Annotated in this window: 16 protein-coding genes and 1 tRNA gene; 5 read left to right on the forward strand and 12 right to left on the reverse strand. The window is 61.1% G+C overall.

Annotated elements, in window-relative coordinates; translation table 11 throughout:
- Positions 1-149 precede the first annotated feature (149 nt).
- Positions 150-605 carry a hypothetical protein gene (locus ASE91_RS19130; RefSeq protein WP_156357644.1) on the reverse strand — a complete coding sequence of 152 codons (456 nt, stop codon included), beginning with the start codon at positions 603-605 and terminating at the stop codon, positions 150-152.
- Between the two features lie 1,015 nt (positions 606-1,620).
- On the opposite strand from ASE91_RS19130, the gene ASE91_RS19135 reads away from it, so the two are divergent.
- On the forward strand, positions 1,621-2,121 hold the full coding sequence (locus ASE91_RS19135; RefSeq protein WP_156357645.1) for a hypothetical protein: 501 nt from the start codon (positions 1,621-1,623) through the stop codon (positions 2,119-2,121).
- A gap of 1 nt (position 2,122) precedes the next feature.
- On the opposite strand, the gene ASE91_RS03980 is transcribed toward ASE91_RS19135, so the two are convergent.
- Positions 2,123-2,698 carry a recombinase family protein gene (locus ASE91_RS03980; RefSeq protein ID WP_056622876.1) on the reverse strand — a complete coding sequence of 192 codons (576 nt, stop codon included), beginning with the start codon at positions 2,696-2,698 and terminating at the stop codon, positions 2,123-2,125.
- Between the two features lie 204 nt (positions 2,699-2,902).
- Between ASE91_RS03980 and ASE91_RS18615 the strand changes: the two genes are divergently transcribed.
- Together ASE91_RS18615 and ASE91_RS18620 are read left to right on the forward strand one after the other, a co-directional pair.
- Positions 2,903-3,649, forward strand: a complete 747-nt coding sequence (locus ASE91_RS18615; RefSeq protein ID WP_082453790.1) for an FRG domain-containing protein — start codon at positions 2,903-2,905, stop codon at positions 3,647-3,649.
- The gene (locus ASE91_RS18620; RefSeq protein ID WP_082453791.1) at positions 3,646-4,728 is read left to right on the forward strand and encodes a DUF262 domain-containing protein; all 1,083 of its coding nucleotides are present in this window, start codon (positions 3,646-3,648) and stop codon (positions 4,726-4,728) included. Before ASE91_RS18615 ends, ASE91_RS18620 begins: the two co-directional genes overlap by 4 nt.
- Before the next feature lie 777 nt (positions 4,729-5,505).
- Here the strand turns inward: ASE91_RS18620 and ASE91_RS03985 are convergent.
- Both ASE91_RS03985 and ASE91_RS03990 read right to left on the reverse strand, forming a co-directional pair.
- Positions 5,506-6,444 carry a hypothetical protein gene (locus ASE91_RS03985; RefSeq protein WP_156357647.1) on the reverse strand — a complete coding sequence of 313 codons (939 nt, stop codon included), beginning with the start codon at positions 6,442-6,444 and terminating at the stop codon, positions 5,506-5,508.
- A gap of 202 nt (positions 6,445-6,646) precedes the next feature.
- Positions 6,647-6,739 (reverse strand) — tRNA-Ser (locus tag ASE91_RS03990).
- A 164-nt stretch (positions 6,740-6,903) separates the two neighbouring features.
- Here ASE91_RS03990 and ASE91_RS03995 point away from each other — a divergent pair.
- On the forward strand, positions 6,904-7,623 hold the full coding sequence (locus ASE91_RS03995) for a DUF1134 domain-containing protein (RefSeq protein ID WP_056622884.1): 720 nt from the start codon (positions 6,904-6,906) through the stop codon (positions 7,621-7,623).
- 159 nt (positions 7,624-7,782) lie between these two features.
- Here ASE91_RS03995 and ASE91_RS04000 read toward each other — a convergent pair whose 3' ends face one another.
- On the reverse strand, positions 7,783-9,114 hold the full coding sequence (locus tag ASE91_RS04000; protein WP_056622887.1) for a dihydroorotase: 1,332 nt from the start codon (positions 9,112-9,114) through the stop codon (positions 7,783-7,785).
- A gap of 45 nt (positions 9,115-9,159) precedes the next feature.
- Between ASE91_RS04000 and ygfZ the strand changes: the two genes are divergently transcribed.
- Positions 9,160-9,891, forward strand: coding sequence for a CAF17-like 4Fe-4S cluster assembly/insertion protein YgfZ (gene ygfZ / locus ASE91_RS04005; protein ID WP_056622891.1), 732 nt, complete (start codon positions 9,160-9,162; stop codon positions 9,889-9,891).
- A 7-nt stretch (positions 9,892-9,898) separates the two neighbouring features.
- On the opposite strand, the gene ASE91_RS04010 is transcribed toward ygfZ, so the two are convergent.
- The 7 genes from ASE91_RS04010 to ASE91_RS04040 all read right to left on the reverse strand — a co-directional run bounded on the left by ASE91_RS04010 (position 9,899) and on the right by ASE91_RS04040 (position 18,095).
- Entirely contained in the window at positions 9,899-10,708 is an 810-nt protein-coding gene (locus tag ASE91_RS04010; RefSeq protein ID WP_056622893.1) for an APH(3')-I family aminoglycoside O-phosphotransferase, read from the reverse strand.
- A 110-nt stretch (positions 10,709-10,818) separates the two neighbouring features.
- Complete coding sequence (locus ASE91_RS04015; protein ID WP_056622896.1) at positions 10,819-11,940, reverse strand: OmpA family protein; 1,122 nt, start codon at positions 11,938-11,940, stop codon at positions 10,819-10,821.
- 107 nt (positions 11,941-12,047) lie between these two features.
- On the reverse strand, positions 12,048-12,548 hold the full coding sequence (locus tag ASE91_RS04020; RefSeq protein ID WP_235530298.1) for a DUF2793 domain-containing protein: 501 nt from the start codon (positions 12,546-12,548) through the stop codon (positions 12,048-12,050).
- Complete coding sequence (locus ASE91_RS04025) at positions 12,548-14,662, reverse strand: GTA baseplate fiber-binding domain-containing protein (RefSeq protein ID WP_056622904.1); 2,115 nt, start codon at positions 14,660-14,662, stop codon at positions 12,548-12,550. The genes ASE91_RS04020 and ASE91_RS04025 overlap by 1 nt, the downstream gene beginning before the upstream one ends.
- A 9-nt stretch (positions 14,663-14,671) precedes the next feature.
- Positions 14,672-15,031, reverse strand: coding sequence for a hypothetical protein (locus ASE91_RS04030; protein ID WP_056622908.1), 360 nt, complete (start codon positions 15,029-15,031; stop codon positions 14,672-14,674).
- A complete protein-coding gene (locus ASE91_RS04035) occupies positions 15,028-15,810 on the reverse strand; it encodes a DUF2163 domain-containing protein (protein WP_056622912.1) in 783 nt (260 codons plus the stop codon). Before ASE91_RS04035 ends, ASE91_RS04030 begins: the two co-directional genes overlap by 4 nt.
- A complete protein-coding gene (locus ASE91_RS04040) occupies positions 15,807-18,095 on the reverse strand; it encodes a DUF2460 domain-containing protein (protein ID WP_056622916.1) in 2,289 nt (762 codons plus the stop codon). The genes ASE91_RS04035 and ASE91_RS04040 overlap by 4 nt, the downstream gene beginning before the upstream one ends.
- Position 18,096 lies beyond the last annotated feature (1 nt).

Here is an 18,096-nt window from a genome sequence, read left to right on the forward strand (position 1 = left end):
TTACAGGGTATTATTCATTTAATTATATTAAACTTATTTCAATGTATCTTTAGATAAGTATCTTCCATACCTTACAGACAAGGGCGGGATTACACCGCCCCTGCTTGGGTTTTCCCCGAATGCAAGTTAGGTCCTTTCCGCAAGTATCCCTAGGACGCGCTCTCGGTCAAAGTAGGAACATGAGTTGCGGAAAGTAGGATGCTCTCCTGACCTTCCTTCAATATATAGCCAACCGCATTGCCAGTCAGAAACTGGACGTCGTATTTGGGAAGATACCAACTGGACCTTTCCCAACTCGCAATGAATGCGTTACGGAACTCCGTGAATTTTACACCCGGCGGCAACTTAATGCAACCATGTATGTGATTTCTGCCAAATCTCCCACGTTCTACGGTCGATAAGTTCGATAACCTTCTGCGTCGTTGCCGTCCCCGCCGAAGGCGTTTCGCCGTATCGTTTAGTAGACCGGTCATTGCACGGTCATATGCTTCGCGGTCGCCATTAATAAAAACACCGCGATCGTTCTGTATGCCTTGCTTCACGGACAGGGTGAAGAATACTTCTGGCTGTACTTCCCTTTCAATACTTTCTGCAAACTTCTTCATATAATACCACTTACTACACCTTTCTTGGTATCGCAGCAAATGCACTGCGCTGGGTTCGATATATCGAATGTCATTGACTGTACATCCCGTTTCTCCAAGGAAAGTGTGAGTTGCGGAAATATTTAAGTATTGTCTGAAAAGAATGCAGACAAAGTAAAGCCATTAAACTCTAGGTCTTCGTAATATGCACAAGAACTTTTGCGTCATACCAATGCCGCCAATAAAGACATTAGAGCGTCGTTCACGTCGGGCGGTACAATAGTAGCATTGTTACGGGAAAACGTCTGTGCGGCCTTCTTAGGCGCCGTAGCGTTGATCCTATACCGCTTACGATGCTCATCGCTTCACAGGCGAACGGTCGCACATTGGTCGCTGTATCGGACATTCCTTCCCACGCGAGGAACGGAGCCGTGCCGCTTCAACATTGCGGGTATGTTGCTTGATCGCTTCCGTGACGAAACGCCGACTGGCATCACTATCGGCGCTTATGCCACCGGCAACGATAGCTGAACCCCAGGAACGGCAAGTACAGCCTTTGCCCTCTGCGCTGCACTGACAGCTTGCCGGTACTGAACGGTTGCGTAGCGCTCGGCCTCTTCGAAGCTGTAGGGTGCCCATTCATCTGACGGGTAGACCTCGTCGTAGATTGCCCGTGCAGTTTCGCGAAGGGCGGCATCATGTTGCAGGCTCGGCATCGGCTCGACTCGCTTATGGTCCCAAGCCCGAGATGGTAGAACGAAACAAGAACGCATGGCAACGGCGACCTTTCAGAGGCCGTGGAGTGAACCGTATTGCGCTTTGCCTAAGCGCCAGCCATTACGGCGGTGCCCTCCTGCAAAATCAGGGGGCGGGGCTTGGAATCCCCGTGGTCACGTCGCTCGGTCGAGTTTTCGGCCGGGTGCCGCCGTGCTGTACAGGGTTCGTCCTAAAAGCGGCGGGCCTTGTGCGACGTGCAAGGATTCCAACGCCCGGCTTTTCGCCGGGTGGTCCCTGAATTGAACAGGGGGAATATTTCATGCAGTTTTATATTGGACGGCTGGTCATCGGCGTCATGGCCTTGGCTCTAACGGCATGTGAAATGCCTGCGCCGCCACCCTCTAAAGAAGATTTGGAAAGGGCTGCGAAGGCCGCTTTCGAAACGAAGGTGCAGGATGCCGTGAAACGCATTCTTCGCGATCCTGAATCTGCACGTTTCGGAGAAGCCGGAGGATACTTCCCTGACGATGAGACTGCCTGCGGTGAGGTGAACGCGAAAAACGCTTTTGGTGGGTATACCGGTGATGATCATTTTGCATATGATCACGGGCGGGTTGAACTAATGAGTGATGACTCAAACGCTTGGATGGTACTTTCCAAGAAATGTACGGTATCGGCGCAGAAAAATACGCTTATTATCCTCAAAGGATTACGTGAAACCATCACCAGTAAGACATATCCGGCAGACCGTAGGGAAAAGGAACTGCCCAAGCTGAACCGACAGATCGAAGAAGCCGAAAAGGCGGTGGCGCGCAGCTAAGCTAGGCTCGCTTTTCGACCCGCTGGATAGCTGCACGGGTGACACCGTATTCAGTGGCTAGGACGCCCAAGGAAACGCCCTCTGCGCGTCGGGCTAGGATTTCCCTATGCTGCGCGTCTGTAAGGCTCCTTGGCCGTCCTAGGGCCTTCCCTTCGGCCTTTGCTCGCTGCAATCCGGCTTGGGTACGCTCAATCAGTAGATCGCGCTCAAACTCCGCCACGGCGGCAATAACCTGCATCGTCATACGACCGGCAGGGCTGCACAGGTCAACGCCACCAAGGGCGAGGCAATGTACCCGAACACCGATCGCGCAAAGGTTATCGACGGTCTGCCTAACGTCCGTGGCATTGCGGCCTAGCCGATCCAGCTTGGTGACAACGAGCACATCACCGGCTTCCAACCGATCAACCAGCTTGGCAAACCCCTTGCGCTCCATAGCTGCAACAGAACCGGACACGGTTTCGGTTACGATCCTACGGGTATCAATGCTGAACCCGGCAACTTCAATCTCGCGAACCTGATTGTCGGTCGTTTGATCGATTGTACTTACCCGGCAGTACCCAAACACCCGCGCCATGACCCGACTCCGTATCGATTTCCTGTATTGATACTGCCAGTGTATCTAAATGGTGTCGAGTCTATTTTATGATACACACAGCAGCGGTGTATCGGAAACGACCGTTTTCCAACTAACGTTACATACAATCTGACGTGGGCTTTTTTATCGTACTGGCACGGACGGGATCAGCGAGCTAGCGTTGTTGAAAGATGGGACTAGCCGATGATCGAACGTGAGATTGAGTCCATAGGATCGTTTCTTGCCGCCAGGATCGAAGATCGTGCCCGGTTTAACGGCGCCACATGGTACCGCGGGCATTCCGACGCGTCTTGGAAATTACAACCAAGCTACATACGAAAAGAGCGTCCATTATCCGAAACCTCGTTGATATCCCGTTTTCGACAAAGCGCCGCCATGTTGACAGAACGGATGCCGAAGGACGAGTTCGACTGGCTATTCCTAATGCAGCATTACGGCGTTCCTACGCGTCTATTGGATTGGTCAGAAAGCCCTTTGGTCGGCCTATACTTTGCTCTGGAAAATCACAGTGTCTCGCCTGACACCGACGCCGCCTTATGGTGCTTATCCCCAACAATTTTAAATAAGAACGCAAACATAGTAAGTGCAGATGAACCAAACTACATACCATCTTTCGAAGATATAGAACTACAAGGATATATCCCAAGTAGTGTAAGGCAGAAACACCGGCTAGAGCTATATCCAGTTGCAACCATTGCAACGCGGAATAATGCCCGAATACAAGCACAGCTCGGCACTTTCACTATTCATCACGCCAACCCCGTTGCTATCGAAGCCGTCGGTGATAAAAGCCATATCATCAAGTACGTAATTCCAGCCAAACACAAAGAGACTATAGCAAATGAGGTTGCGGAGCTTGGAATAGACCGCTTCTCATTGTTTCCAGAACTAAGCAGCGTTGGCTTAATATTGTCGGGATTAATCGGATGAGCTACGTAGATACCTCGATGCTTAAAAATAGCACTATTATGCTATTATATTCAGAGCAGGATGAAATCCTAACTGACCCACCTTACCAGCGGATGGGAGGCGTATGGAATATTGAGAAAAAGCGCCTTCTAATTGACTCGATACTAAACGATTACGATATTCCTAAAATATATTTTCACGCCTACGTTCGCCCGGAGCTTACCGAACTAGGGTTTAAGTACGCCATCATTGATGGACGACAACGCCTGGAAGCGATCTGGCAGTTCATGGATGATAAGTTTCGTCTTTCTAACGACTTCGAGTATCAGCGTGATACGTCAGTTAACTTGGCGGGATTATCTTATGGAGATATTGCTAAACGTTATCCAAAAATTAGAATTAAGTTTGACTCATTCGTACTGCCCGTCGTTACGGTTACAATCGCGAATGACGATCTTGATCTGATTGAGGATATGTTTTCCAGGCTGAACGAAGCCGTTCCATTGAATGCGGCGGAGAAAAGAAACGCAATTGGTGGACACGTTGTTCGTGCAATCAACGCCGTTTCGAACCATCCCTTTTTTGTTGAGAACGTTAAGTTCAGTAATTCCAGGTATCAGCATAAAGAAGTTGCAGCGAGATTTCTCCTCGTCGAGGACAGCCTGGCAACACATGGCAGAATAGTCGATACGAAAAAGATATTTTTAGATGCCTTAGCAAAGCGCTATCGAGTGAGGGGTGAACCTTACATTGAAGACATTAAAAATAAGGTGTCGCTGGTACTAGATGAAATGTACGCAGAGTTTTCTCTATCAGACGAGCTGCTAGCAGCACAGGGTTCGATGGTAGTTTATTATCTAATTTTCCGCAACGCATTGGACATGGGCGAAAGCAATAAGGTCAGTCGACGCGGACTATTGGATTTTCGGAAAGAACTAGCGGAAAATCGCAAGCGCGCGGAAAACGATCTGGAATCATCATTCCAGTTGCTAGAGTTTGACCGATTAAACCAACAGGGTACGAATGACGCATCGAGTATCAAGGAACGCGTTGCGATAATGTCGGCTTGGTTGAATCTTAGCAAAACTGATGTTTCGTAGGTAGAACGCAACTTACGATCGCAATCGCCTTGTTCAAACGCTGCTGATTGGCTTAATTTGCGCTTACTAAAAAGTGGCTGGATGTAAGTTTAGCTAGTGCTTTATAAAAGCTATCAGCGCAAAGTATTACCTGCAACTACGAACGACAAAATATCGTATTAACTTCACTTTCGTAACGATCTTTATTGCCGAGCTGCTAGCAGCATCCGCTCACGAAACAAGTAGGTAATCCTTTTTACAATTCTAACGAACGTCGCAAGTGACTCGATAGAACATGCGAAGGTAAGGCATATGAGGATACGCAATAAAACTGGGAATGCGTCCTTAACTGCATAGGCTGCGACCGGCATAGGGTATTTAAAACGCTCTGGAACGAAGTCGAGCGAATATGGTAGATAGGCATTTAAGAGAAGCATTCCACACGATAGGCCAACGCTACATATGGATATGAAATTGAAGTAGCTTACATTGTAGAATATTTCATTAGAAAGAACGCGTAATTTATGCGCCTTCTCCTCATATTCTAACTTTTCGGAAACAATGTGGACGGTCATAGGGTTGGCAGATAAGTAGAACAGAACATTAAACGCAAAACCCACAAGTATCGACTGAACTGCTATTAATCCGGTATAAAGATCGTCGTGCAACCTTCCAAACAGCATTGCACCTACGGTCGCAAATGCCATTATGATAAGATATCGCTTTACCGGCGAAGTTGGCTCGCCAGTTCTATAATTGTAGAAAGTAGCAGAGTTTGCTTTAACAATATCACGAACGTTAAACATCGGATATCGCCGATATTACCTTTCCGCGGAGAATCTCAATCATCTTGGCCTTTGTCGGCGCGGCTTCGGGATGGCCGTCAGCGTTGAAACTCGTATCAAGATGGAACTGGGTCGCAAACAATCCTTGCGCTATCATGTAGACAGTCTTAGTTCGGCCATTCACTTTCCCGATTACAGTGCAGTCGGCAACGTCACTATCGACGACGTCGATTAGGCCGCTATCGCGAACAATTTCCGAAGCAGCTTTCTTTACTGCTGCAACGTCTGTTCCCATCACCGGAAGGAGTTTTTTCTTCACCTTATCCGCAAAGTTTTCGTCCTTTCGTCCTTTTTTGAACGTCACAAGAGCCTCATCGGTCAATGTACCGCGTGCAGCAATTTCGGTTGGCTTACGAATCACCCTGACGCGTACCTCACTTGGCTCGACGTCTTCGAAAAGAGCTGAATCTTGTCGAAACGAATGCGAGACTACGTTCTTGGAGTCGGAGATGAACGAGACTATCGTATTCTTGATGCCTTCGTAGCTGCCGAATAAACCGAGGTACTGAACGCCGATATAGATTCTCTGGTCGGCGCCGTAGTACAATAGGAAGTAGAATGGTCGTAAGCTAATGCTATCGGCTGGGATTTTCCCCACGGCAGTATTCTCGTATGCATGACCCCAATACGCTGCCCTATACCCGCCAAAAATTATACTAGAGCTGACTAGTTCTATATTTTCGAGTGGTACCAATCTTTTGAAACGAACGGCGTCTTTGACACCTTCCGAGCTTAAGTCCATTAGCGGCAAATCCACTAACCGTTTTGCCAGTGCCCTAAATTCGTCAGCAGAGAAGCCCCACTGGCTACGAATTCCGTCGTTCGATTCGGACTCCCGCGTCAGATAGTGGAAGCTTACGGTAACGACTTCTTTCTTCCTAACTTTAGACAAGTTCGTTTTCCCCTCGCTTCGCTGACACCGCAGCTACGTAAGAGTCACAAACTTGAATTTTAAACGCAAGGAAATTGCCAGCCTGGCCTCCGATTGGCCTCAAAACAACGCGCTATCTCACCGCTATATGTTGGGTGAATTGTTGGGTTTCGCACCGCGCGACCGTCTAAAGCGCTCATAAATAAGCTGAATGCCAAAAACCTGGCGGAGACGGAGGGATTCGAACCCTCGGTAGGAGTAATCCCCCTACGGCGGTTTAGCAAACCGCTGGTTTCAGCCACTCACCCACGTCTCCCGAGCGCGTTGCGCCTTGGAGTGGGGGCCTATAACGAGGGTTTGGGTTGCGATCAACTCCCTACGTCGAACGTAATTGCCGGCCGATCGAACGCGCGTTCATTGCAGGGACAGGCGCTTGGCCGCTATCGTGCGCACGAGGGCTTGCATGCGGGGAGTAGCGTGATGAAACGGTTGATCGGCTGGATGGCGCCGCTGTTGTTGATAGCGATCCCTGCCGAGGCGCAGGTGCGCACCGTCGACCCCAATGATGCGATCGATGGCGATCTGGCACCTGCGCCGCAGCCGACGCCGCGCAGCGACGTGCCGCCGGCCTATCGGCAGGAACCGGTCCAGCCGGCCCAGAACCAGCCGCCGGTGAACCAGACCCCACCCAGCAGCACCACGACCAGTACCGCCAACGACACGTTCGAACGCGACGACCTGATCGGTGCGGCGGAAGGCGTGTTCGGGCGCGGTGCCGAAGGGCTGGCCGGCATCATCGAGAACATCCTGAAGGATCAGGGCAAGCCCAACGCCTACATCGCCGGGCGCGAAGCAGCGGGCGCATTCGTCGTCGGCCTGCGCTATGGCTCGGGGATCATGAACCATCGGGTGGAAGGGCAGCGCCCGGTCTATTGGACCGGACCGTCGGTCGGGTTCGACGTCGGTGGCGATGCGACCAAGGTCTTCGTACTGGTCTACAACCTCTACGATTCGCAGGAGCTATACAAACGCTTCCCGGCAGCCGAAGGTCGCGCCTATTTCGTCGGCGGATTTTCGGCGAGCTACTTACGGCGTGGCGATGTGGTCATGATCCCGGTGCGCCTCGGCGTCGGCTGGCGGCTCGGCGCGAATGTCGGCTATATGCGTTTCAGCGAAAAGCAGCGGTGGTTGCCATTCTAGGGGCAGGGGCGGCCCGCAACTGCGGGACTCGCCCAAGCCCGGCCGACGACGCGGCCTTTGTCCGCGGTGCGGGCAAAGGAATTATCGAGAGCGGGTGAAAGAAGAAGCGTCACCCCGGATCACGTCCGGGGCGACGATGACCCTATCGCCCTACTCGCTTCACCCACCCCGAAAAGCGGTCGATTCGAACCGGACCGGCGCACCCAGCGCTTCCCCGACCAGTTCCGCTTCCCACATCGCGGTCCGTCCGCGCACGATCGTGCCGACCGGACGCCCCGTCAGCGTATCGCCGGTGAACGGCGACCAGCCGGCGCGCGACGCCAGCCAGCTTTCCTCGACCGTCCAGCGCCGCTTCAGATCGACGACGGTAAAATCGGCGTCATAGCCGAACGCGATCCGCCCCTTGCCCGCCAACCCGAAAATCCGCTGCGCTCCGGCGCTGGTAAGATCGATCAGCCGCTGCAGCGTCAGCCGCCCCTCCGCAACATGGTTGAGCAACAGCGGCAGCAGCGTCTGCACGCCGGGCATTCCGCTCGGGGTCGCCGGATAGCGCTTCGCCTTCTCCTCGACGGTGTGCGGCGCGTGGTCCGATCCAATGACGTCGGGCACGCCCTGATTCAGCCAGAACCACAGCCCGTCACGGTGCGCCCCCGACCGGATCGGCGGGTTCATCTGTGCATAGGTGCCAAGCCGCGGATAGGCGTCCTCGCCCGCCAGCGTCAGGTGCTGGGGCGTCACCTCGCACGACGCGATATCCTTGTTCGCACCCAGCAATTCCAGCTCGGCCGGGGTAGTGACGTGCAGCACATGCACCCGCCGCCCCGCCTCGCGCGCCAGCCGCAGGATGCGCGTCGTCGCGATCAGCGCGCTTTCGTCGTCGCGCCACACCGGGTGCGACGCCGGATCGCCGCTCACCCGCTCACCCTCGCGGGCGATCATCCGCATCTCGTCCTCGGCATGGATCGCCACGCGCCGTTGGCCCGATCGCAAGACGCGCAGCAGATCGTCATCCTCCGACACCAGCAAATCGCCGGTCGACGATCCCATGAAGACCTTGATACCGGCCGTGCCCGGCAACCGCTCCAGTTCGTCGAGATGATGCGCGTTGCGCGCGGTCGCCCCGACATAGAAGGCGTGATCGCAATACATCCGCCCCTTGGCACGGGCGAGCTTGTCGGCGATCGCTTCCTCGGTATCGGTCGCCGGCTTGGTGTTCGGCATTTCGAACACCGCGGTCACCCCGCCCATCACCGCCGCGATCGATCCGCTGGCAAGGTCTTCCTTATGCTCCAGTCCCGGCTCGCGGAAATGGACCTGCGTGTCGATGACGCCGGGCAGGATGTCGAGACCGGTACAGTCGATCGTCTCGCCGGCATCGCCCGCCACACCGATGCCGGCGATCCGGCCGTCGATGATGCCGATATCGACGCGCGCCGCGCCGCCGGGAAGGTGGACCGTGCCACCGGTAAGCTTGGTATCGAAGGTCGCCATTGCCGCCTCTTGTAGCCAGGGGGTGGGCCGTCCTACCTGTTGACCATGACCGTTACCACCCCCGGAACCTGGCTTGCCGACCGCGCCCTCCTGCGCATCGCGGGCGACGAAACACGCGCCTTCCTACAGGGGCTGGTGACGCAGGACATGGCAGCGGTCACCCCCGACACCTCGCAATGGGCAGCACTGCTGAGCGCGCAGGGCAAGGTGCTGTTCGATTTCATCCTGTGGGCCGACGACGACGCCATCCTCATCGATTGCGAAGCCGACGCCGCCGATGCGCTTGCCAGGCGGCTGACGCTCTACCGGTTGCGACGCGCGGTAACGATCGAGCGCAGCGATGCCGGCGTGCACTGGTCGCCTGCGGGCGGACGCGGCGTCCCCGATCCCCGTCTGGCCGAACTCGGCTATCGCTGGATCGACGCGCCGGGCGATCCGGCGCATGGCTGGACCGGGCACCGGTTACGCCACGGCGTGACCGAGGGCCGCGCCGAACTGGGCGACGGTCAAACACTCTGGCTCGAATGCAACGCCCGCGAACTGAACGGCGTCAGCTTTACCAAGGGCTGTTACGTCGGACAGGAAAATACGGCGCGGATGAACTATCGCTCGACCGTCAACCGCCGGTTGGTGGTCGTCCCGACCGTCACACCTGGTCCGCGCACCCGCTTCATCCACGAATCGCTCGGGCTCGCGGTCGAACATCGCCGGATCGACGACCTCGGCGAGGCACTCCGCCCCGACTGGCTGGCCGCTGCTCTCGCCGAACCTGCCTGACCGCGCGTCAGAACAACTCATCGAGCAGTAGATCAAAATCGATCTTGCGCTGGTCGGGCTGGGCGACGCCGTAACGTTCGAACATCCGCCGGGTTAGTCCAGCATCGAATTCGTCCAGACAATAGCCAAGGATCGCCAGATCCTGATAACGATCGGCGACGCCGACCCGCCCGAGATCGATGCAGCCGACAACCCGCCCCTTCTCGATCAGCACGTTGTCGAGCGAGAAGTCGCCATGGGTCACGACCGCGTCGGGCGACAGCGGCAACAACTGCCCCATCGCTTCCCAAACCTGCCCGGCGCTCCAGCCCTGCCGCGCGTCGTCGAAATCGTCTTCGTCGATCAGCCCGGCCTCGATCCGCGCATGCGCCGCCGCAAGCCGAACACCGTGCCCGCTATCGAACGGACAATCGCTGACCGGAATGGTATGAAGCGACCGCAAGAACTCGGCCAGCGCATCGACCACTTCGTCGCCGCGCTTCGGTTCGGCATCGAGAATCTGCCACGCGGTCCGTCCCGGCAGGGCCGTCGTCAGCAGCCACGCGGTATCGGTCGTCACCTCGCAACGTACGAGTGCCGGTACCGCGATCCGGCCGGTCAGCCAGCGTAACCGGACCATTTCGTCGACGATATCATCCGCAACCGTGCCAGTGCCGTGTTTCAGGAAGCGTTCGGGCGCTCCTGCCCTGCCGCGTACCCGGTAGATTGTCGCTCCCGACTCTCCCACGCGATCACGTGCCCAGCGACACCCGGCTACATCGGCCGTGAACGCAGGCGGCACTTCAACCGGCGCGCATGTTGTTTCGCGTTCGTCCATATGCCCCCTTTAATCCAGACCGCGCCCCGCAACGCGACGTGCACAAACGAAAAGGGAGGCCGGTTGCCCGACCTCCCTTCCGAGAATTCCGCTTCGACGACGAAGCTGAATTACATGCCCGAACCCGGACCGTAGGTGATTTCCACGCGACGGTTCTGCAGTTCGCGGACGCCATCGGCGGTTTCGACGCGCGGACGCGCTTCACCGAATGCCTCGGTCGAGATCGAACCACCCGAGATGCCACGGCCTTCCATGTATGCACGGACTGCATCAGCGCGACGCTGCGACAGACCGACGTTGTACTGGGCCGAACCCGAACGGTCGGTGAAGCCTGCCAGCATGACCTGGGCATTGCCGCACGACTTGTAGTTCGAGATGGCGTTGTCAAGAATGCCCGCCGCTTCCGGCGTGACGTCCGACTTATCCCATTCGAAGAACACGATGTACGGTCCTGGCGTGCAAACCTCAACAACCGGCGGCGGGGTATCGACGACCGGAGCAGGCGGCGGAGCGACGGGTTCCGGCTGCGTCGGAGCCGGCGGCGGCGGGGTCGGCGCACCGAAGTTGAAGGTCAGGCCACCCAGCAGGCTGTGCGACCGGAAACGACCGTCATAACCAACGCCACGAACGTTCACCAAGCGAACGTCATCGGCGTTGAAGAAACGATACTTCAGCGAAACGTCAACGTTTTCGCTCAGCGGCGCGCGGATACCCGCCAGAGCCTGCCATGCGAACACGGTGTCCGAATCGTCGAGCGCCGCGAAGCTGTTGTTCACGCGATAGTCGTGCGCCTTGACGCGTGCGACACCGGCACCGCCGCCGACGAAGCCGCTGATGGCATCGTCATCGCCGAAGTCGAGCAGGGCATTCGCCATGAACGACAGCGCCGAGGTACGGCCACCGCCGCTGTACGTGCCCGCGCCGACCGCAGTCGACGGACCGGTTGCGATCGAACCGGTGGTACGCAGTTCGTCTACCGACGCGCTCTTGTACGCAACTTCGGTTTCGATGCGCAGCGCACCGAAATCGTAACCGACGATGCCACCGACGTCATAGCCGTAGTTGCTGTCGACGGTGGTGACGCCACCGGCCGGCGTGGTCAGATCATAGTCGATATCTTCGACGATCATTGCGCCGCCTTCCACACCCACATACCACGCGTTGTCGCGGGCGAGGGCGGGAGTTGCGAGCGCAGTGGTCGCGAGCGCCAGTGTGACGGCAAGCTTCCGCATTCTAGTCCCCTTTCACAGTTGTCCTACAGACAGCGCAAACCAAGTATCGAAGCGTTAGTTTCCACGCAAGCGCACAAAATCTGCGGTGTTGCACGATTACAACGGAATCAGGTGGCGATCAGCCCATGCCCGCGCAGCGCTGCCAACACGGCCGACAGCGTCTTGCGCGCCTCTTCGTCACGGACCGAACCGCCCTCTGCGCCTGCGATGGCAGCGCGTTGCGATCCAATCACCGGCACCCCGTCGATCGTCAATCGCGTACCGCGCAGGTCGCCGACACGCCACGAACCACCGCGGAACTCCACGGTCGTTTCGCTGGCAGACCACCAGAGCCGCATGCCGTCGCGCGGGGCCGCGAACCGCCATCCGCCCACCGTCATCCCCGCGAGATGCCGCGCCTTGCCCGCCCATGCACCGGTCGGCGTCGCCCCGACGATCCAACAAGTTCCGACGATCGCATTCGGCGGCGGCGTGTCCTCCGCGACCCCGGCGACGCATCCATGCAACAGCATGTCGATCAGGGTCAGCGCCTCGTTATGCGTCATTTCCTTCTGCGCCTGCGAGGCGTGCAGCAGCGGCAGCGACAGGCGGCTGGTCTGTTCGGTCATCATCTCGTCTCCGGTCGATAGATTGTCGTCGCCGCGCCCGACGGGCCATGAATGCCGATCTGGCGAACCTCGATGGGTAGCGGCATCGTCGGCAGCGCGATGCGCAGCAGCGGTTCGGCGATCTCGATGGTCCGCGTACCGCCCAGCGTGACGCGATACGCCTCGCGCTCCTCGCCGATCGGCACCTCGACGCCGTCGCGCCACGCCACCACACCCCGCGCGCACCGTATCCAGCGCAATTCGAGCATGTTCTCCCGCATCTCGGCGGTCAGGTGGACCGGCGCGGGCGGCACCAGCCCCCGTCCTGCCGGAACGATGGTCGCGGTGGTGACGTCGTCGGCGGCGATCCCCACCGCCATCGCCGTCACCGTTCGTCCGACCGCCGGTACAGGCTCGTCGATCCGCCGCAGCGTCGCTGGATCCAGCAGCACGAACGCCTCGCCCGCCACGTGCCCGGCCATCGCCGCCGCGGTTCCACGCCGGCCGCGCCATAGTCCCGACAGCCGCCAGCGCGCGACCCCGATCCGCTCGGCCCGCGCGAACTGCACGATTTCGTCGCCGATCAGCGCCGCATTGCCGCCACGGTCGATCGCCGCCGCATCGATCCCGGCCAGCGTCATCGCGTCGTGCAGCAACGCGACCTCGACGCTGTTCATGCGGTCCTCGATCAGCGCACTCGCCGGTCCGGGCGGCAGGGTGACGGTACCGATCACTGCCGGGGCCGCGCTGTCGCCGATCTCGCTCCAGCCACCGGCATCGTCGCCGGTCAGCACCATCGCCCGCCGCCAGCCCGCCTGCGTTCCCGCTGCCAACGCCGCGATGGCCGGCACGCTGTCGCCTGCCTCCGCCGGCAGCTCGACGAGCATCAGCCGCGTCCGGCCCGCGACCACATCCGCCGCCAGTCGCGGCTGCCCGACCGCCGCCGGGGCCGGCAGCGTCGCCGCCGCGATCCGCACCAGTTCGATGGTGATCCGCATCGCCTCGATCCGGGTCCGTCGCACCCGCCACGCCCCCGGCTCGCCCGCGATCGTCACCCGGTCGCCCGGCGCGACATCGATCGCACGCCAGTCGAGCACGACCGTCCGCACCTCCCCCGCCAGCACTGCGCGGGCGGCGATATCACCCGCGATTTTCGCCGCCCCCGCCGCATCCAGCACCGCCGGCAGTTCGATCCGCAGCATCCGGCGCGCACCGCCGGGTCGCAGCACCTGCTGCACCCCCGCCTGATAATCGCGCGCGACATCGTGATAGGCGATGGCGACGTCGCTCGGGCTCATCGGCGGCCGCCGCCATTCGGGTGCTTCGCCGACCGGGCCATCGTCGCGGATCGTTCGCGCCGGTCCGCTGCCGATCCGCAGCAGCGTGCCCTCGCCATCGGGCGCATACCAGCCGCCCAGCGGATCGACCAGCGCCGCCACCGCATCGCGCACCCGCGCACCGCTCGCCGCATAACCGATCAGCACCGGCCCGGCCGTCTCCGCCCGAATCGCGCCATCGCCCAGCGCCTCGGCGATCCGCCCGACCGCGACCGGCGCATCGTCGGCGATCACCTCGAAGGTCAGCGACGGGATACGATTGCCGAAATCGGCCAGCGCCAGATCCTCGAACACCGCATAGGCGATGCCGCGATGCGCCGGGGAGTTGCCGATCCCGACGATGCTCTCGATCAGCGGATCGGGCGTCTGCGCCTCATCCCCCGGATACCAGCGAAATCCGGTCCGCGTCTTCCAGTCGCCCGCCGCCCCGCGCAACAGCTTGCCCTCGGCCCAGATGCGCCCGATCCCCCGGATCGGCCGCGCCGACAGCGCTACCGCGAACGACGCGGAATAGCTGTAGTGCCGCGTCCGCGCCGACCCCTTGCCGCTGGTCGCCGACGCCTCGCGCAGATCGGTCGCCCAGATCACCGTCCCCGCCACCCGCATCGTCCCGAACAGTTTCGGGATCGCCGCGCCATAGCTGGATAGCTGCACCTGCAATTCGCGCAGCCGCGGCCCGTCGCGCGGCGGCCCGGGGAACAGCTGGTCGTCGATCGCTCGCCCGGCCATCGCACCGATCGTCGCGCCGATCGGCCCCGCGATCGCGCCACCCACCACGGTCAGCACCACCGTCGCCATATGTCTCTCCTATTTCCGCCAGATGCTCAGGATCGGCCACGGCACGTCGCGCCGCTCGACCACCGCCCGCGCCACCGCATCGGCGTGCAGGATACCGCCCCCGGTCGACAGCCCCAGATGCAACTGCCCCGGCCCGCCCAGCAGCAGCAGCACATCGCCGGCCATCGCCCGATCGACCCGCCGAAACCCTGCCGCCGCCAGCACCGTCACGACCCGCGTCGCATCGCCGCTGCGCCCGGGATAGTCCGCCGGCACGTCGACCTTATGCGCCCAGCCGACCAGCCCGACACAGTCGAACCCGCCCGCCCCGCGCCCCTGCCGCCGGAACCGCACCCCGATGACGCTGCGCGCCCGTTCGAGCGCGCTCATGCCCCCGGATACCGGGTCAGCAGGTCGATCCCCGGCAGATACGGCTCGCCCCGAAAATTCGCCACATTGCCGAACCGGTCGCGACAGGTGTCGAGCGTGCCGTCGCACCCCTCGGCGATCTCGACCAGCGCGCCCTTGCCCTCGAACCGCGGCGGCAGTTCCAGCGTCACGCCGGCCGCGTCCCCGGCAAGGATTACCGCCGACAGCCCGCTATTGGCACCGCCGATCCACCGCAGCCGCCCGCGCGCAAAGCCCGCCCCGCCCGCCAGCGACAGCCGCGCGCCATCCTGCGCCGTCACCCGCACCATCCGCCGCCGCCCGGCCATCGCCACCCGGCACCGCCTGTCGCCCAGCGTCGCGCGGCACCCCGGCGAGGTCGCCTCCACCACCGGCGCATCGAGCCGCACCTCGCCCCCCAGCAGTTCTGCCGAGAAACGCCCGCGCCGCGTCTCGACCCCGCCGATCCGCCCCGTCGCGACCGGCACCGGCGTCCCCGGCGTTTCCCAGTCGACCGCGAACACCGCCACCCGCGCCCCGTCATAGCGCCCCGCCATCAGGTCGCGCTCACCGATCGCGGCATGGCTCAGCGCCCCCTCGACCGCCATCACCGGCGCGTCGAGCGTGTCGTCACGCACGATCGCCGACGGCACCATCCCCGGCGCGGCGCGATACAACAGGCCATCGACCACCAGATCGCGGTCATGCGCGGTGAGGCCGATCGTCACCCCGTCGCGCCGGTCGATCCGCCAGCACCACGTCAGCGTCGTCACCGCGCTCATGGCTCGCGCACCTCGATCAAGGGCACGCTGGCGGCGCTCGCCGCGCCAAAGGTCGCGCGCGCCACCTGCAACCGGTCCTCGGCAAAGCGTACGGCCACGTCGAACGCGAAGCCCGCCGTTACCGCCACACCCCTCGCCGGTGCGACATCGAGCTGCACCCAGCCGCCGGCGACCACCGCAAAGCCCTGCGTCTCGACGCCACCGACGCCGACCCGCACGCTGCCCGCCACCGGCCGGGTGATCCGCCGCACCATCGCACCGTATCGCTTCACCAGCGCGAACCGCGTCGTCATCCCGTCGCCGGTCCCGATCGCCACGTCGCCGAATGCGGGCGGCACCCCCGTCGCGTGATCGAACGGGTCCTGCAACCGGAACCCCCGCGCCGGCCCCAGCCGTGCCCGAAAGAAATCGAGCAGCACCGCCACGTCGCGCTCCGACCGGACGCCCGGTCCGACATCATAGCGCGTGCGCGGTTCGGCCCAGTCGACATTGCGCGCCTCCGCACCCCCGGCCCCCACCGCGATCGCGGTCGACGTCTCCGGCATCACCTCCGCCTGCGCGCCCAGCGCCAGCGGAAAGCGCACGTCATCGAACGCCTCCATCGCTCCCTCCTCCTCGAAATAGGTGAACCCGTCGCGCAACACCTGCGGCAGCGCCCAGACGAACGTCTCCGCCACCCCCCGCGCCCGCCCGACCTCCGCCGCCGCCGTGATCGCCGGCCACTGGCCACGATCCTCATGCCGCAGCACGAACCCCGAAAAATAATGCTGCTCGTCGACCGGATAGCCGAGCCGTGCCCCCGCCGCGCTCACGCCGCGCGCGGTCGACCCGACATTGCCGGTCGCCGCCCAGTCATAATCCTCCAGTTGCAGCACATCGAACGCCGGTTTGGCCCAGCCGACCGGCAGATTGGCCCGCTTCACCTGCGGACTGGCCGCGTCGAGGATCGTCGGCAGATAGGCGAGCAGCAACGCCTGTTCCGCCCCCGCCCCCCGCGCGGTCGCGACCAGCGCCGCCGTCGATGCCGCCAGTAATTGCCCCGCCCGGTCGAGCACCGCCCGCTTCGCGGCGGTCAACTCGCCGCGAACATCGTCGATCACCACCGGATTGCCGCCGAGTGCCGCCTTCGCCGCCGCATCGTACAGGCAGATGCGATGATCGGTCGTCACCCACCACCATGGTTCGCCGACCTGAAACCGCCCCTTGCCCCCCGCCGCGCGCGCGATCCCGACGAACGCCCGCGCCACCGCCTGCAAATACGCCATGGCCCCGCCATGCGCGGGCGACAACAGCGTCGATGGCGGCACCCATCCGGTCAGCGCCGGCGACCCGTCGCTCGCCCGCTGTTTCCAGTCGCCCCAGCAATGCGCGTCGAACAACTCGTAACTAAGCGACCAGATAGGATCATAGCCCAGCGCGTCGGCACGCGCCGCAAAGTCGCGATGCCACGCCACGCACGGGCCGTTCAGCACGCCCCCGGCCAGCGACACGAACAGCTCGTCGCCTGAGCGTTCGAGCCGGAAATAATGGCTCATCCCGACATAGTGGACGAGGGCACCACGATACCCCAGCCGCAACGCATTGTGCAGCAACCGCGCGGGCGTCAGGTGATAGCTGTCGTCATAGCCGCTCGCGATGCGCAGCCCATGTTCGGGCACCACGACCTCACCGATCGCCAGCACCGATCCCGGCCCGTCGCACCGGATCGCCGACAGCTCGACCCAACCCTCCGACGGGCTGCTGAGAAATCCGTCGCCCGCATCATAGTCCGGCGGCACCAGCGACACGAACATCCGGTCGACATCGCCCGCCCAGACCGGCACCGCATCGTCGGGCAGCCGGTACCCGCCGACGACGTTCGCGAAATCGATCGCGATCTCCGCATCGTCGGGCGTCCCCGTGGCATAGTTCCACAGCCGCACATACCACGCCCGCGCCACCCCCTCGGCATCGCGCCCCTCGATCGTCAGCACCGGCCCATGCGTCGCATCCAGCGGCCGAAGCCCCGCCGAGCGCCAGCGAAACCGCAACCGGCAGTCGCGATAATCGCGCGACGTTGCGTATCGCAGCAGCACATGGTCGTGCCGATCCTCCGACGCCCAGATCAGCCCCGCCAGATCGTCGCGCCGATAGAATACGCATGTTACCCGCAGCGCATCCGGCGCGGTCGTCACCACCGACGCCATCATCGGTCGCGGAAAATCGACGGTCCAGTACACCGGATCGAACCGCGTCAGCACGCCTTCGTCCTGCACCGTCCGCTGTTCGGCCAGCCAATGCCCCATC

The organism is Sphingomonas sp. Leaf62 (assembly GCF_001421915.1).
Lineage (GTDB): Bacteria > Pseudomonadota > Alphaproteobacteria > Sphingomonadales > Sphingomonadaceae > Sphingomonas.

Bases quoted from the DNA above. Each gene is read 5' to 3' on its own strand.
- ASE91_RS19130 (WP_156357644.1), bottom strand. From the start codon at position 605: ATGAAGAAGTTTGCAGAAAGTATTGAAAGGGAAGTACAGCCAGAAGTA.
- ASE91_RS19135 (WP_156357645.1), top strand. From the start codon at position 1,621: ATGCAGTTTTATATTGGACGGCTGGTCATCGGCGTCATGGCCTTGGCT.
- ASE91_RS03980 (WP_056622876.1), bottom strand. From the start codon at position 2,698: ATGGCGCGGGTGTTTGGGTACTGCCGGGTAAGTACAATCGATCAAACG.
- ASE91_RS18615 (WP_082453790.1), top strand. From the start codon at position 2,903: ATGATCGAACGTGAGATTGAGTCCATAGGATCGTTTCTTGCCGCCAGG.
- ASE91_RS18620 (WP_082453791.1), top strand. From the start codon at position 3,646: ATGAGCTACGTAGATACCTCGATGCTTAAAAATAGCACTATTATGCTA.
- ASE91_RS03995 (WP_056622884.1), top strand. From the start codon at position 6,904: ATGAAACGGTTGATCGGCTGGATGGCGCCGCTGTTGTTGATAGCGATC.
- ASE91_RS04000 (WP_056622887.1), bottom strand. From the start codon at position 9,114: ATGGCGACCTTCGATACCAAGCTTACCGGTGGCACGGTCCACCTTCCC.
- ygfZ (WP_056622891.1), top strand. From the start codon at position 9,160: ATGACCGTTACCACCCCCGGAACCTGGCTTGCCGACCGCGCCCTCCTG.
- ASE91_RS04010 (WP_056622893.1), bottom strand. From the start codon at position 10,708: ATGGACGAACGCGAAACAACATGCGCGCCGGTTGAAGTGCCGCCTGCG.
- ASE91_RS04015 (WP_056622896.1), bottom strand. From the start codon at position 11,940: ATGCGGAAGCTTGCCGTCACACTGGCGCTCGCGACCACTGCGCTCGCA.
- ASE91_RS04020 (WP_235530298.1), bottom strand. From the start codon at position 12,548: ATGACCGAACAGACCAGCCGCCTGTCGCTGCCGCTGCTGCACGCCTCG.
- ASE91_RS04025 (WP_056622904.1), bottom strand. From the start codon at position 14,662: ATGGCGACGGTGGTGCTGACCGTGGTGGGTGGCGCGATCGCGGGGCCG.
- ASE91_RS04030 (WP_056622908.1), bottom strand. From the start codon at position 15,031: ATGAGCGCGCTCGAACGGGCGCGCAGCGTCATCGGGGTGCGGTTCCGG.
- ASE91_RS04035 (WP_056622912.1), bottom strand. From the start codon at position 15,810: ATGAGCGCGGTGACGACGCTGACGTGGTGCTGGCGGATCGACCGGCGC.
- ASE91_RS04040 (WP_056622916.1), bottom strand. From the start codon at position 18,095: ATGGGGCATTGGCTGGCCGAACAGCGGACGGTGCAGGACGAAGGCGTG.